Annotated in this window: 14 protein-coding genes and 1 riboswitch; of the genes, 5 read left to right on the top strand and 9 right to left on the bottom strand. The window is 43.3% G+C overall.

The features are described 5' to 3' along the window. Window positions 1–85 precede the first annotated feature (85 nt). The gene (locus AC59HZ_RS24165; RefSeq protein WP_496548306.1) at window positions 86–2,755 is read left to right on the top strand and encodes a phosphoenolpyruvate synthase; all 2,670 of its coding nucleotides are present in this window, start codon (window positions 86–88) and stop codon (window positions 2,753–2,755) included. 61 nt (window positions 2,756–2,816) lie between these two features. Here the strand turns inward: AC59HZ_RS24165 and AC59HZ_RS24160 are convergent, their stop codons facing one another. From AC59HZ_RS24160 to AC59HZ_RS24120, 9 genes are all read right to left on the bottom strand, one after another. Continuing rightward, window positions 2,817–3,209, bottom strand: a complete 393-nt coding sequence (locus AC59HZ_RS24160) for a J domain-containing protein (protein ID WP_496548305.1) — start codon at window positions 3,207–3,209, stop codon at window positions 2,817–2,819. Window positions 3,210–3,420: 211 nt separating this feature from the next. Beyond that, window positions 3,421–3,978: a hypothetical protein gene (locus AC59HZ_RS24155; RefSeq protein WP_496548304.1), complete on the bottom strand. Its 558-nt coding sequence runs from the start codon at window positions 3,976–3,978 to the stop codon at window positions 3,421–3,423. A 3-nt stretch (window positions 3,979–3,981) separates the two neighbouring features. Beyond that, window positions 3,982–4,614 (bottom strand): SCO family protein, encoded by a 633-nt coding sequence (locus AC59HZ_RS24150; protein WP_496548439.1) that lies wholly within the window; start codon window positions 4,612–4,614, stop codon window positions 3,982–3,984. Window positions 4,615–4,784: 170 nt separating this feature from the next. After that, on the bottom strand, window positions 4,785–6,419 hold the full coding sequence (locus tag AC59HZ_RS24145; RefSeq protein ID WP_496548438.1) for a cbb3-type cytochrome c oxidase subunit I: 1,635 nt from the start codon (window positions 6,417–6,419) through the stop codon (window positions 4,785–4,787). A 62-nt stretch (window positions 6,420–6,481) separates the two neighbouring features. Next, entirely contained in the window at window positions 6,482–6,949 is a 468-nt protein-coding gene (locus AC59HZ_RS24140; RefSeq protein WP_496548303.1) for a cytochrome c oxidase subunit II, read from the bottom strand. Window positions 6,950–6,961: 12 nt separating this feature from the next. Beyond that, a complete protein-coding gene (locus AC59HZ_RS24135) occupies window positions 6,962–7,102 on the bottom strand; it encodes a hypothetical protein (RefSeq protein WP_496548302.1) in 141 nt (46 codons plus the stop codon). A 239-nt stretch (window positions 7,103–7,341) separates the two neighbouring features. After that, complete coding sequence (gene cyoE / locus AC59HZ_RS24130) at window positions 7,342–8,274, bottom strand: heme o synthase (protein ID WP_496548301.1); 933 nt, start codon at window positions 8,272–8,274, stop codon at window positions 7,342–7,344. Window positions 8,275–8,683: 409 nt separating this feature from the next. Then, the gene (locus AC59HZ_RS24125; protein WP_496548300.1) at window positions 8,684–9,883 is read right to left on the bottom strand and encodes a phosphoglycerate dehydrogenase; all 1,200 of its coding nucleotides are present in this window, start codon (window positions 9,881–9,883) and stop codon (window positions 8,684–8,686) included. Window positions 9,884–9,951: 68 nt separating this feature from the next. Then, window positions 9,952–10,030: riboswitch (ZMP/ZTP riboswitch) on the bottom strand. Between the two features lie 45 nt (window positions 10,031–10,075). Further along, a complete protein-coding gene (locus AC59HZ_RS24120) occupies window positions 10,076–11,137 on the bottom strand; it encodes an NAD(P)/FAD-dependent oxidoreductase (RefSeq protein ID WP_496548299.1) in 1,062 nt (353 codons plus the stop codon). A gap of 250 nt (window positions 11,138–11,387) precedes the next feature. Between AC59HZ_RS24120 and AC59HZ_RS24115 the strand changes: the two genes are divergently transcribed. The 4 genes from AC59HZ_RS24115 to AC59HZ_RS24100 are packed head-to-tail and all read left to right on the top strand — an operon-like array spanning window position 11,388 to window position 15,114. Next, window positions 11,388–12,233, top strand: coding sequence for an ABC transporter ATP-binding protein (locus AC59HZ_RS24115; RefSeq protein WP_496548298.1), 846 nt, complete (start codon window positions 11,388–11,390; stop codon window positions 12,231–12,233). After that, entirely contained in the window at window positions 12,184–13,104 is a 921-nt protein-coding gene (locus AC59HZ_RS24110) for an iron-hydroxamate ABC transporter substrate-binding protein (RefSeq protein WP_496548297.1), read from the top strand. Before AC59HZ_RS24115 ends, AC59HZ_RS24110 begins: the two co-directional genes overlap by 50 nt. Window positions 13,105–13,114: 10 nt before the next feature. Then, on the top strand, window positions 13,115–14,110 hold the full coding sequence (locus tag AC59HZ_RS24105; RefSeq protein WP_496548296.1) for a FecCD family ABC transporter permease: 996 nt from the start codon (window positions 13,115–13,117) through the stop codon (window positions 14,108–14,110). Continuing rightward, entirely contained in the window at window positions 14,107–15,114 is a 1,008-nt protein-coding gene (locus AC59HZ_RS24100; protein WP_496548295.1) for a FecCD family ABC transporter permease, read from the top strand. Before AC59HZ_RS24105 ends, AC59HZ_RS24100 begins: the two co-directional genes overlap by 4 nt. Window positions 15,115–15,425 lie beyond the last annotated feature (311 nt).

Raw genomic sequence — 15,425 nt, 5'->3', positions numbered from 1 at the left:
TTCTTTCGGTTGTTTATTTGGTCATTTATACTGAAACTCAAAATACAATTGATATCAGTGGTGCTAAGCTGAAAGGGTGATAGGAATGGAGAAATTCGTTTTGCACCTTAATGAAGTTGACAAAGAATCATTACCGTATGTTGGGGGAAAGGGTGCAAACCTTGGTGAAATGACGAAGGCTGGCTTCCCTGTGCCGCAAGGCTTTTGCGTGACCATATCAGCGTATCAGGCTCACGTGAGAAATAGCAAAGAGATGGATGGGTTCTTCACCGAGCTTGACCAAGTTCAGGCAGATAACCTAGAAGAAATTCGTTGGTTGGGACAGAAAATTCGTGAATCTATCGAGCACCTATCCATTCCATGGGATGTACAGACTGCCATCGTAGAGGCGTGGCAGCAGCATGGGATGGGGAAAGCATATGCAGTTCGTTCGAGCGCAACCGCCGAAGATTTGCCTGGCGCTTCTTTTGCCGGTCAACAAGAAACATATCTTAATGTGCGGGGTTTGCAGCAACTCCTTGATGCCGTTCGTCGCTGCTGGGCCTCGTTGTTTACGGACAGGGCCATTTCATACCGGGCGAAGAATGGTTTTGATCACCGGCAGGTTTTTCTATCCGTGATAGTTCAAGAAATGGCCTTCCCAACCGTATCCGGCATCATGTTCACCGCGGACCCCATTACGGGAAATCGGAAAGTCACCTCTATTGATGCCAGTTTTGGTTTAGGGGAAGCCCTAGTATCCGGACTAGTATCAGCAGATCTCTATCAGGTTAAAAGCGGTCAAATCATCCAAAAGAAGATTTCCGACAAAAAAATCGCAATCTACCCCGTTCCAGATGGCGGCACGATTACAAAGGATTTATCCCTTGAGCAGCAACAGTCACAAGCTCTTTCGGATGAACAGATCCTCCTGTTAGCGGAGCTCGGGCGGAAAATTGAAGAACATTACGGAACCGAACAGGACATTGAGTGGTGTTTCGTAAACGGCGAGCTTTACATTGTTCAAAGCCGCCCAATTACGTCACTCTACCCGGTCCCAAAGATTACTGATAATCGTCTTCATACCTTTATCTCGATGGGGCATCAGCAAATGATGACAGATGCCATAAGTCCTTTGGGCATTTCAATCCTTAGAACGATGTTTCCCTTTGGCAAGTCGGAGTTTGCTCAATCAGAGAGTTCAGCTGTCCTGGAAGCGGGAGGTCATTTGTTTTTCGACCCGACTGATTTGCTATATCTAAAACCGGTCAGACGAATACTGCCTCGATTACTGCGTCTCATTGACGAACGAATTGGCAGCGCCATGGGACAATTGGTTCTTCTTCCCGAATATCAGCATCCAGCAGACAAACATGTAAAAAAGGCATTTTATCGAACCGCCCGAACCGCTATTCGGACCGTTCTTCCCGGGTTGTTTGTAAAAGATTTCGCCGCAGCTAGGCAAGATATCAGCCTTTTCATGAACCAAAGAATTCAAGAGACTGAACGCCTTCTGTTTGAGGTGTCAGGTGCTGAACGTATTTCAAGGCTCCAAGAAAACCTCGGCAGCTTAATCCTATCAGTTATAAGAAAAATAGCACCCTACATGTTTTCCGGTATGGCTTCAAAAGTGTTGACGGAGGCTTTGGTAAGAAAATGGCTGGGCAATGATGAGAGAGTGCATTTGCTTAACAAGTCCTTGACCGGCAACGTCACCAGCGAACTCGGCCTAATGATTGGCGATCTTGCTGATATAGCAAGAGAATTTCCCCAGGTCGTCAAGTATTTACAAAGAGCCGAGGATAGCACCTTCTTTGATGGATTGTATCAAGTTCAAGGAGGAGATACATTCGGGAAGGAATTCGAGCACTTCATGAGCATATACGGTATGCGGTGTCCGGGGGAAATCGATATTGCGAATACAAGGTGGCGAGAATCACCAACAGCACTTGTTCCCTCGATTATAAGCCACATTCACAGTCTTGCACCTAAAGAACATCGGGATAAATTCCTTCAAGGCGAAAAAGAAGCACAGGAGGCAGAAAAGCAAATCATCTCCGACGTACGTAGAACAACCGGGGGGAACTTTAAGGCACGGATCCTTGCTCGGCTGATACGAAACTATCGAAATTTGGCAGGGCTTCGGGAGTTTCCAAAATACACCCTTATTCGTCATTTTGACATCTATAAGCGTGCTATCTTGGACGAGGCCAGAGTACTTGTAAAGCATGGAAAACTGTATAGAGAATCAGAAGTATTCTACCTTTCCTTAAGTGAGCTCTTAGCCGTTAAGGACGGTACCCTTGATGGGGGCATTCAAAAACTGATTGTAGATCGCAAAAGGCAGCATCAAGAAAATATAAAGCTCATACCGCCTCGTGTCATGACTAGTGATGGAGAAGTCATTACAGGGGAGCGGCGTGATGTGAAAGCCCCGGATGGTTCATTAATTGGAACACCCGTGTCATCTGGTGTGGTCGAAGGTTTTGTAAAGATCGTGCTTCGTGCTGAAGAGGCGAAACTCAATTCTGGCGAAATCATGATTGCTCCATTTACAGACCCAGGTTGGACACCGTTGTTCCACTCTGCAAAGGGTTTGGTGATGGAAGTCGGCGGCATGATGACGCATGGGGCTGTCGTAGCCCGTGAATATGGAATACCCGCAGTAGCCGGTATTGATAATGCCACCAAAATTCTAAAGGATGGAGCTTACATTCGGATCGATGGTACTCATGGTTACGTTCAAGTTTTAGAGGAACCGAATAGCCTTACCTGAATCTCAAAAAACAAAAACAGCAGCGATGGACAATAAAATCGGTTGTCCCACCGCTGCTGTTCTATTTCTTTTTATTTAAATACGCATTTCCTAAAACTTCAATAAAAAAAAGAGCCGCATTTAGGAGTACAGGGGAAAGGGTAACCTGCTTTCGATTTTTATTCTGTATATTTACTATTTTTATAGAAGGATTCGTTTCAGCAGGAGATTCCTGTTTTAGATTATGTGTGAAGTTAGGAGCTGTTTTGAAAAGGAGATCGTCATACCTCTTTCTTTTTTCAACATTTTTAAGAGTTTCATAGGCTTCTTTCACTCTTTTAAACTGTTCCGAATTCCCCTTGTCTTTATCTGGATGTACTTCTTTTACTTTTTTTCGATAAGCTTCTTTAATTTCACTAAAAGTTGCATCATAGGGTACGTCTAAAATACGATAGTAATTTCCAATGGATCCCATGTATTTCCCACCCTCTTTTAGTTAAAATAGCCCCTCTTCCCCATTTTAATCCTTCCAAAATAGTATTCAGGTTCTTTATTAAATATTCGTATTTTTAAGGTGCAAATTTGTCTATTAAAAAAGTAAATAGGATTCTAGCAACGAATTAATATTATAGATTTGCAATGAAATATCCCCTCGTCAGTCCAAACAAGGGGTTTCATTCATAAAACTATTCATATTTCGTCCGATCGGTAAAAGTGGCATATACCAAGTAGATGGCCATACAGATAGCAGTGGTCAAAAATCCCCAGCCAAGGGTTAATTGGTCCATCACAAGATAGTTGTTGCACAATTGGATGGGTATGTTGATATATAATAAGCCCATTCCAAAATATTTTACTGTAAAAATAAGAATAAGAACATTTTTTCCAAACCCGCTAAGCTTTTTCCAGCTATCCCGCAAAGAAACTCCGGCTAAAAACGGCAGCGTCACAAATTTCAATACCTCCGCACTCTGCACCGTTAACGTCTCATCCATCGTTTTCGGAATTGTCCAGTAGACCATTATGATAATAAACAGAAAAACCCCGGGAATCCCGTTTCGATTCCATTTTTCAAAAAAGCCAGGGAATAAGATTTGAAAAAAACGTGCCATTAGAAACCCAGAAAATACGAGCAACGGCATTTGCATATGCATGTGAACAATCATAATCGATTCCAATAAATGAGCAACAGGGGGAAGCGCCAAAATGATATAAATCAATAATCCATAGACAGCCTGTTTCATTGCTTACTCCCCCGCTTCCCTTTTAAGAATGGCGGCAACCTTCTTAGCCGCTTCATCCGTCTTTTTATAATCCATGACGTCCATTAACGTACCTTTCGGATCCACTAAATAGAAGGCTGAATTATGAGTGAAATTTCCATATCCATCTGGAATTACAATGACACCAAAGGCTTTTAGCAGGGAATCCAACTCCGCTTTATTGGGAATCCGGGCCATTCTCCAGGTTTCCCCGTCACTATGAAAATAGCTGCGATATTTTTCAAGTGTCCCCGGATCATCTCTCGCCGGGTCAAAACTAATACTTAGAAAAACGATATCTTTCCCAAGATATTTCTGCGGCAGCGCACTATACACTTTCGACATATTCATTTCCAATTGCGGGCAAACCGTGGTGCAGGATGTATACAGAAAGGTAATAAAAACATATTTACCTTTAAATTCAGAAATAGAATAATCCCGACCTTTGCTATCCTCTAAGGTTACGTTTGGGAACTTCGGCTTATCCTGCACCAGTTTATTGACCCGTGCCGTTTCTGCCGTAAATGCACTAAACCCATTGGTTCCGATATAGTATAGCGTTATGCCGAATAAAAGGACAATTGCACACGCGATTGTTGTACGCCAATCCTTGATCATCATGATCACTTCCCAAATCTATTTACTAATAAAAAGGAGATAGCCCACCGATTCGAGCTATCTCTTTTTCAAATACTGTCCAGCTACAGCGCCTAGGGACTCGAGGTCATAAGCCCCTAGGAAAAAAGCAGTTCATTTTTTCCCTAGTCAAGGCGCTTCCGCTTTACTTATTACCAAGTCTTGAATGGCGGTGATCCCGGAGGTGCATTGACAATAAACTCAGTTATCGGAATAACATACGCCATTGCCACCACTAACAGCATCACGACAATCCATAATCCCCAGCGTTCAGTCCAATATGGAGTGGCAGATCCGTCTTCTTCTGCTTCCGCAATTGGGAATTCGGTTTCTCCCTTTGGTGCAAAGAACATCATGTTGATAACGGCATACACTTGAAGAATGACACCGATGACCAACAAGGTTCCGCCAATCGCCAGCATGAACAAATATGGATCCCAGCCTAATGCCGTCGCATTATCGCCATACGTTGTATAGGAAGTTCTGCGTGGTGAGCCAAGTAAGCCAACTGTATGCATCGCCCCTGACATTAGCACCATACCAACTGTCCAAATCCAAGTTTGAATGACGCCTAATCGATTGATTTGTGGTGTTAACACCCGTTTTGAAATATACGGAACTAACCAGTAACTAATTCCAAAGAAAGTCATCACAACGGACATACCTAGTGTTAAGTGGAAGTGTCCCACAATCCACATCGTATTGTGAACAACCTGGTCTAATTGGTTCGTTGTTTGTGCGATACCGCCTGCGCCTGCTGGAATGAAGGCCACCATCGCGATAAAAGGAGCTAAGAAACGAACATCGCCCCACGGCATCTTTTTATACCAGCCGATAAATCCTTTACCGCCTTGTTTTCTTGCAGTCCGTTCAAATACTGCGAACATCGCCCATGCTGTCATTAAGGACGGGAAGCCGATTGCCAAACTCATAAATACGTGCAAGAACTTAACAGATTCAGAAATACCTGGGTCGATGATTTGATGGTGGAATCCACCGGTAATGTTCATCACAACTAATGCGATAATAACAACGCGGGTTAATGTATCACTCCAGCGTTTTCCGCCCATAATTTTTGGAACCACGACATACCATGCAGAAGTAGCGGTTAAATACCAAATATTAACGAGTGTGTGGCCAAATGCCCAGAATAGAGTACGGGCAAGCATTACATTGATGGTTTTAACCCATCCTAATGACCATGGAATGATCATAACGATTACTTCTACTGCTACAGGAAGCAGCGCGAACAATAACAGGATAAATACTCCAGTTGCAAAATAAGCAAGAATCGGAACATGCTGTCCTTTATGGTTCTTTCTCCAATCTGCTACATTGATGAAGGCCCCGATACAGCAAGCCCATACACCTAACACAATGAATACTAAACCAAAGTAAAACATTGGTGATGCTGCCATCGGTGGATAGAATGTATACATGACAGAGGCATTGCCCATTAAAATCGGGATAACCGCTAAGACAAATCCGATGATTTTCAGCCCAAATCCAGTCCAAGCGATTTTTCGAACTTTAGGAAGCAGCCCGCCTAATGTATGGGACATGGCTGCATAAAAGTAACCAATGGTGAAGAAAGCCGTTAAGACAACTACCAATAAAAGACCGTGTGCGGTTAAAACTTTATAATAATTAAGCCATGTCGGCAGTTCCAGCAGGCCTGCCCGGTTTAAGCCTTGCAGCAGCCCTAACAGTCCGCCTAAAAATAATGCGGCAAATGCGACAAAAATATATGATTTCGTTAATCTGCCATCCTCATTGCTGATCCCCATTACTCTATTTGCATTTTCTTTAAATGTGTTCAATTTTGCTGTTTGCACTTTGATTCCCCCCTTTATTTAACCGTAATCGTGGTACTCATCATCTGGTGGCCTGCACCGCAATATTCATTACATAACACTAAATATTTTCCTGGCTTATCAAATTTCTGTGTGATTTTTTGAATGTGTCCCGGCGGCACCATCGCATTTAAATTGGTTCCGGCCACTTCGAATCCGTGAACAACATCCTTTGAAGTTAAGGTAAAATGTACAGTTGAACCAGCTGGTACTTCAATATTGCCTGGATTAAAACTGAATACCTGCAGCGTCATCACCACGTTGTATTCCTTATCGCCCACTTTGGTAATCCCCGGCTTATCGAATGGCGCTGTTTGATCGACTTTTTGCGGATCGATGAGTTCTTTATTACTTGGAGGTGCCATATCTAATGCAAATGCTTGGTAGCCCGTGATCAGCATAAAGATTACAATGATCCCAAAGCTTAAGGACAGCCATATCTTTTCATCCAAATGCATTTTCATCTCTTTTCCCCCCTAAACCCGATCCATATATAGCCCGAAAAGGACTAAATACGTAAATAGAATGACGGCAGCGACGACTCCGACGGATATCCAGGTTCCTATATTCGTCTCTTTTTCTGCCCTTTTTTTCTGGTTAACTTTTGTTGCTCCCACCAAAATCAACCCCTTTAATTATTTCTTACCTACATCATAATTGGGAACGGTTTTCACTGAAGTGAACTGCGTCACACGAAATTACCAATTTTTAAAAAAAGGAGGCATCTTTCTTGACTTGTAGAAAAAAAGAGTGCTCTAAACCGTGCCGTTATCACGGTTTCTAACGTGTCTATGTACTTAAATAGCAAAAATGACAAATCCGTGAACAAAAAAAACTGCCTCCAATTGGGGCAGTTTTAAAAGATTGGTAAGGTTACGATCACCACTAACAGAAAAATAATCATGATATAATTCACGGAATAGAGAAAAACAAGACGAGCCCACTGCTGATCATTTTTTGTATAAAATCCTTTCATGCTCACAGCTAACCAGCCAACGTTAAGCAAAGAAGCAATGACAACAAACGTCATTCCGATCGGCACTAAGAAAAACGGCAAAGGAAGTAGGCAGACGGCATAGACAAAAATTTGCCGCTTCGTAACCGCAAACCCACGCACCACCGGAAGCATCGCGACTCCTGCCGCTTTATATTCGTGATATTTCCTCATGGCAATCGCATACGTATGCGGCATCTGCCAAATAAACAAAATCAAAAACAACATCATCGGGACAACATGAAAACCGGATTCAATCGCCGTCCAGCCAATTAAAGGAGAAACCGCACCCGAGACACTTCCGATAATCGTATTAAAGGTATATCTCCGTTTCGACCACATCGTATACAAAAATACATACGTGAACCAGCCGACAAAAGCATAAATGGCTGCTTCAATCGTGGTAAAAAGCAACAAGGTGAAACCCAAAATCGTAAAAGCAATTCCCATCGTTAATACAATTTTTAAAGAAATATTCCCAGTTACCGTTGGCCGATGTTTCGTCCTGTCCATGACGGAATCGATATCAACATCATACCAGTTATTAAGGACAAGGGCTCCGGCCATCACCAACGTACTTCCAATCATCGTTAGTAAAAAATCCCCCCAATGATTGGTTAAGGATGAATCTGTAAAATATAACGCTAACCAAAATCCGGAAAAAACAGGCAATACATTGGCAATTAACACACTTGCTTTGAAAAGTGCTTTTATATCTTTAATCAGACTGGCTGGTTTTCCAGCACACGATAATGAAGTACTCTGTATTCGATATGGCAATCCATCTCGGTTCATCGATTTCCCACCATCCTACTAAATTTTTTGTAGTTTGATTCCATTAAACCATACATCCAAAAACTCATAAATGATTTTCATCACTCTCATGTTGTTTTCTAGTTTAGCACCATTTGTGGGCATTGAAAAACTAAAAAAAGACGACCTTTAGCATTCAATAGGTTTGAATGAAAGTCGTCTTTTTAAAATTTGAGGATAATTAAGGACATTTCCCATGCTTCCGAGGCTAGTTTTGTCCTTAAGGAGCTTTATTAAGGACATTTTGCTTGCTCCCGAAACTAGTTTTGTCCTTAAGAAGCTTTATTAAGGACATTTTCCTAGCTCCCGGGGCTAGTTTTGTCCTCAAGGAGCTGAATGGGATTATAGGAACTATTTTCAGCGCCCATTAAATTTAAGTACTTTTTCTTATCTATATAACTCGGACGTTAACAATACCCTCAATCTGCTTAATTTTTTCTTCCAAGCTAGGAATGATATCGCCGTTTACTTTGTTATCAATATCGATGATGGTATAGGCATAATCCCCTCGGCTTCTGTTAACCATGTCAGCGATGTTTAATTGGTAGGTTGAGATAGCTGAGGTAATCTGGCCAACCATATTAGGAACGTTATGATGGAAAGCTGTGACCCGGCGCTTTCCGGTATACGGCAAGGAAACGTTTGGAAAGTTGACTGAGTTTTTGACGTTACCTGTTTCAAGAAAGTCCTTCACCTGACGCGCCGCCATAATCGCACAGTTTTCCTCCGATTCTTGAGTAGAAGCACCAAGATGAGGAATAGGAATAGCATTTTTCATTTTTAGCACATTTTCATTCGGGAAATCGGTGATATACTTGCCAACCACGCCGCTTTCCAGGGCAGCTGCCATATCGGTTTCATTCACAAGCTCGCCGCGTGAGAAATTCAATATATGAACACCAGGCTTCAACAGGCTAAAAGTGACTTGATTAAACATTTCCCTTGTATCATCTGTTAACGGGACATGGACCGTAATATAATCAGACTCAGCAAACAACTGTTCAATCGTCATCGCTCTTTGAACATTGCGGGACAAGTTCCAGGCAGTATCAACAGAGATAAACGGGTCAAACCCAATCACATCCATATCTAAATCAAGCGCATCATTCGCAACTAGCGCCCCGATCGCACCCAGGCCAATAACACCTAGTGTTTTTCCCTTAATTTCTTTTCCAACAAATTGCTTCTTTCCTGCTTCAACAAGCTTCGGAATTTGCGCACCCTCGCCTTCCAACGTCTTGGTCCAGGCAATTCCGGCAAAAAGGTTACGGGATGAAGCCATTAAAGAGGTAAGCACCATTTCTTTTACCGCGTTCGCATTCGCACCAGGGGTATTGAAGACAACGATTCCTTGGTCCGTACATTGAGTAACCGGAATATTATTGACACCCGCCCCTGCACGGGCGATTGCTTTTACATTATTGCCGATTTCCAATGAATGCATATTAAAGCTTCGAACCAAAATAGCATCTGGGTTTTCACAGTCATTGTCGATAGCAAATTGACCCTTTTGAAAAACCTTAAGCCCGCTTTCGGCAATATTATTGAGCGTTTTAATCGTTTTAACCTTTTCTAAAGTTGTTGTGTTCATCCTTATTCTCCCCTTTTCGCTTGTGGTGGTTTCTTAGAAAACAGAAAGAGGCAAGGGATAAAATCCCTTACCTCTGCCCAGGCGAACGGCTGCGACACTATGTGCTCCCTCACGGTGATCCGTGTTTCGCCAGTTACACATAGCCTTTTTCATTTATTTTAATTTACCAAATTGTCGCTCAACTTTCAACCCTTAAAATATTTGTTCTTTTATCAATTGTTTTACTAAAGCCTTATTCCGCTTTTTAAAGAGTTCATTGTGGGAAGAAACCATCCCCGCTTTATGGGCGTCCGGCTGGATAAATTGCTTGGCCTTATTCACAGCGTTGGCTGCATCCTGAAAAGCGCCCGCAATTAAATTCACTTTTCCATCGTACATGAGGATATCTCCAGCTGCGTAAAGTCCCTCTACCGATGATTCACTCACAGCATTCCCCGCAATATAGAATTCTTCGGCTAATTGAATATTCAAACTGCTATTTTCAAGCAAGGCCGCATCACGTTCATAGCCATGATTAATGATTACTTCATCAATCGGCAAATACGAGAGCTCTCCTGTTTCATGATTCGTCAGCTCTACTTTTTCAATGGCCTCATGATCGCGGCTTGCCATCAGCTTGGTAATCGATGTATGAAACAAACAAACCGCTGAACTCTTCATCAGTTGCGTTGCCTGTGCTTCATGGCCCTTTAAAGCATCCTTGCGATAGGCTATGTATACCTTTTGGGCAATGGACTCCAGTTCATTCGCCCAATCGATGGCTGAATTTCCACCACCTGAAATGATCACGGTTTTATCTTTGAAATGCTTTAAAGACTTCACGGTGTAATGTAAATTAGACACCTCAAATCGCTCAGCACCCTCTATCTCTAGCTTTTGCGGCTTCAATATCCCGCTCCCTATGGCAACAATGACGGTTTTCGAAAAATGGATTTGCCCAGAGGCAGACTGCATGACAAAAATCCCTTCTTCATTCCTCGTAATCGATTCTACTTTTTCGTTTAACACGACGGTGGGGTTAAAGGTTAAACCTTGCTCCACAAGCTGCTCCATTAATTTCGCTCCTGGGATCGGCGTCTGTCCGCCTACATCCCAAATCATTTTCTCTGGATATACATGAATTTTCCCGCCTAATTGCGGCTGGAATTCGATCAACTTTGTCTTCATTTCTCTAAGACCGCTATAAAATGCCGAGTAAAGACCTGCCGGCCCTCCGCCAATTACCGTCACATCATATAATTCCTGCTGCTCCATTTTTGAACACTCCCCAGCAATGAATGGTAACTTTAACCTTTACATATATTCTATTTTAAATGATAATGATTATCAATATCATTTTTAAAAATTATTCCTCCCCTTTTCAATACCCTTCAACACTCCGGTCTCCCTTTCAATTATTGTTCTTCCACCTCAAAAAAGTTGTTGACAAATATGAGAACGACAACATATAGTTATTTTTGATAATGATAATCATTTTCAATTACTTGAATAAGGAGGACTGGGAATGGTTCGCCTCTATACTGAAGCGTTAAACATTGGCTATGGGGAACAGCTTATTGTTAAAAATCTAAGTGTCAAAATACCCGATCGAAAAATTACCACCATAATCGGCGCAAACGGTTGCGGGAAGTCCACCCTTTTAAAAGCAATCACTCGGATTATTTCACAGCAATCTGGCTCGGTCATTTTGGATGGAAAAAATATCTCTAGTGAAAACACTAAACTTCTAGCTAAAAAAATGGCCATTCTGCCGCAGACACCGGAAAGTGCGAGCGGATTAACTGTCGGCGAGCTTGTTTCCTATGGACGTTTTCCCTACCAAAAAGGCTTTGGCCGCCTGACAAAAAGGGATTATGAGGTCATAGACTGGGCATTGGAAGTGACAGGGACCTTAGCATTTAAGTTTCGCCCTGTTGATGCCTTATCAGGAGGCCAGCGGCAGCGTGTCTGGATTGCCATGGCCCTAGCACAAGAAACCGAAATCATTTTCCTTGATGAACCAACAACCTACTTAGATATGGCCCATCAGCTGGAAGTATTAGAGCTTTTACAAAAGCTGAATCTCGAACAAGGACGCACCATTGTCATGGTCCTTCATGATTTAAACCAGGCTGCCCGCTTTGCCGATTATCTCATTGCCTTAAAAGAAGGACAAATCGTGAAGACCGGGAATTGCGAGGACGTCATGACCCCTGATGTCTTGAAAAAAGTGTTCCAGATTGATGCCCAAATCGGCAGGGATCCGTGGACCAACAAACCGATGTGTATGACTTACAATCTATTAAAAGGAGAAATGAAAAATGAAAAAACTGCTATTTCCGATTTTCCTGCTCTTAGTGTTAATTATTAGTGCATGCAGTAGTAACGAATCATCCGGCAAGGAAAAGAGTTCCTCAGAAGAAAAACCAAAAACGATTACATACCAATCTGAAAATGGACCAGTTGAAGTACCTGCCAATCCAAAGCGTGTTGTGTTGCTTTCCGGTTTCACTGGAAATGTCCTCTCACTAGGCGTCAATGTTGTCGGTGTCGATGTTTGGTCGAAGAATAACCCTACTTTCAAGGATGAATTAAAAGATGTGGCTGAAGTTTCCGATGAAAACCTGGAAAAAATCATTGAATTAGAACCTGATTTAATCATTGGTCTTTCCAATATTAAAAACCTCGATAAATTAAAGGAAATTGCCCCAACCGTAACCTATACGTGGGGAAAGGCCGATTATTTAACCCAGCACGTAGAAATTGGCAAACTATTAAACAAGGAAAAGGAAGCACAGGCCTGGGTGGATGACTTCAAAAAGCGCGCTGGGGCAGCCGGGGAAGAAATCCGTGCCAAAATTGGTGAGGATGCAACCGTATCGGTCTTTGAAGCATACGACAAGGATCTGTATGTATTCGGCAATAACTGGGCGCGCGGAACAGAAATCCTCTATCAGGCCATGAACTTGAAAATGCCGGAAAAAGTAAAGGAAGATGCCTTGAAATCTGGCTATTTCACGCTTTCTGCCGAGGTCCTGCCGCAATATGCCGGAGACTACGTGATCTTAAGTAAATATGCCGATGCTGATGCCTCCTTCCAACAAACAGAAACGTACAAAAATATTCCTGCCGTGAAAAACAAGCATGTATTTGAAATGAATGGTCAAGGCGCTTCCTTCAGTGACCCGGTTACACTGGATAAGCAATTGGAATTCTTTAAGAAATCGTTTCTAGGAAATTAGTAATCGCGTGATGAGAAAAGAAACTTTTGTATTTAAATTGGCAGCCGGTCTGCTGGTGTTTGCTGCCATGTTTTTTGCTGCCATGGTGTTTGGAGCGGCGGATACAACGATCAAGGATGTCTGGCTGGCGTTTACTTCCAACGTAAAAAATGATACCACGCTGATGCTTCGGGAAATTCGCTTTCCAAGAGAAGTGGCCGCCATTTTTGTCGGGTCTGCACTGGCTGTTTCCGGAGCGATTATGCAAGGGTTGACTCGAAATCCCCTAGCTGACCCAGGGCTGCTCGGATTAACGGCGGGGGCCAATGCGGCCCTTGCCCTGACCATCGCGTTTATTCCCTCAGCTAACTATTTCAGCATCACTATTGCTTGTTTTATCGGCTCCGCAGTTGGCACCTTGTTGGTTTTTAGTATCGGGACCATGAAAAAGGGCGGCTTTTCTCCGCTCCGGATTGTATTAGCCGGAGCCGCTGTTTCTGCCCTGCTTTATGCAATCGCGGAGGGGATAGGCCTTTATTTTAAGATATCCAAAAATGTTTCCATGTGGACTTCAGGAGGGCTGGTTGGTACGAAATGGATCCAGCTCCAAGTTATTGTGCCGTTTATTGTGCTGGGAATTCTAATTTCTCTCATTCTTGCAAGACAGCTCACCATCCTTAGTTTAAATGAAGAAGTGGCTGTCGGCTTGGGGCAAAAGACAACGAAAATTAAGGTGATTCTTTTTATTGTAATCATTTTCCTGGCGGGTGCCTCTGTAGCCCTTGTTGGCAATATGGCCTTCATCGGCTTAATGGTACCGCATGTCGTTCGGGCCCTTGTTGGAACCGATTACCGCTATATTATTCCGATGAGTGCGATTGCCGGAGCGACTTTTTTGCTGTTTGCCGATACAGTCAGCCGGACTATCAATGCACCTTATGAAACACCTGTCGCTGCCATTATGGCTGTGCTGGGACTGCCATTCTTTTTGATTATTGTTCGTAGGGGAGGAAAACTTTTTTCATGATTCAACCTTCTTTACTAAAAAAACAGCGGATGATTCTTTTCATTTTACTGGTACTCCTTCTGGCGACCACTGTTCTTGGGATGGGGATGGGACTCTCTTCCCTCTCGTATGACCGGCTGCTGCCAACTCTTCTTGGTCAAGGGACATTTAAAGAGGAATTTGTATTATTTTCTATTCGCCTGCCGCGGATGATTATTACGTTTTTAGCAGGTATGGCGCTGGCCTTATCCGGGGCTATTTTACAGGGGATTACCCGTAATGATTTAGCTGACCCTGGGATTATTGGCATTAATGCTGGCGCTGGCGTTGCCATTACCGTGTTCTTCTTGTTTTTTCCGATTGAGGCAGGGTCATTTGTGTATGTGCTTCCGCTAATTGCTTTTTGCGGAGCATTCCTAACGGCTGGCTTCATTTATGTATTTTCTTATAGCAGGAATGGCGGCTTAGAGCCTGTACCTTTAGTGTTAGTGGGGATTGGTTTTTCAATGGCTCTTTCCGGGGCCATGATTGTCCTTATTTCTTCTGCTGAACGCACAAAAGTAGATTTTATCGCCAAGTGGCTGGCGGGGAATATTTGGGGGACAGATTGGCCATTTATTTGGGCACTTCTTCCTTGGCTGGTCTTCCTGCTGCCGTTCACTTTATATAAGGCCAACCGCTTGAACCTTCTTGGGCTAAGTGAACCTGTTGCAATTGGCGTTGGGGTTTCGGTGGAAAAAGAGCGGATTGTTTTACTTTTAACGGCTGTTGCCCTGGCCGCCTCCGCCGTTTCAGTTACAGGAGGAATTACATTTATCGGCTTGATGGCTCCGCATATTGCCAAAGCGTTAGTTGGACCTAGACATCAATTATTTATCCCTGTCTCGATTCTTATTGGCGGCTGGCTGTTATTATTTGCCGATACCATCGGCCGGAATCTCGTTGAACCGAGCGGGATCCCAGCTGGAATTATGGTGGCATTAATCGGGGCACCTTATTTTATGTATTTGTTATTGAAGAAGTAATTTGAGAGAAGATTATAGTGGTGGCAAAACCAAGCGCCTAGCGGGAGCCTGTGGGTCTCTTTTTGGAGCCCCCGCGGGCACTCTGAATACCCGACATTGACCGCCTTCCTCTTTTTAGAGCTGCCACGGGCACTTTGAACCTCTGACAGTGACCACCGACCTCTTTTTGGAAGCGCCGCGAGCACTCTGAATACCCGACAGTGACCGCCGTCCTCTTTTTAAAGCTGCCACGGGCACTCTGAATACCTGACAGTGACCGCCGTCCTCTTTTTAAAGCTGCCACGGGCACTCTGAATACCTGACAGTGACAG

Source organism: Neobacillus sp. DZ-9 (assembly GCF_059587065.1).
The sequence above is the reverse complement of the archived record's forward strand: the minus strand, read 5'-3'. Positions and strand labels throughout refer to the sequence as shown.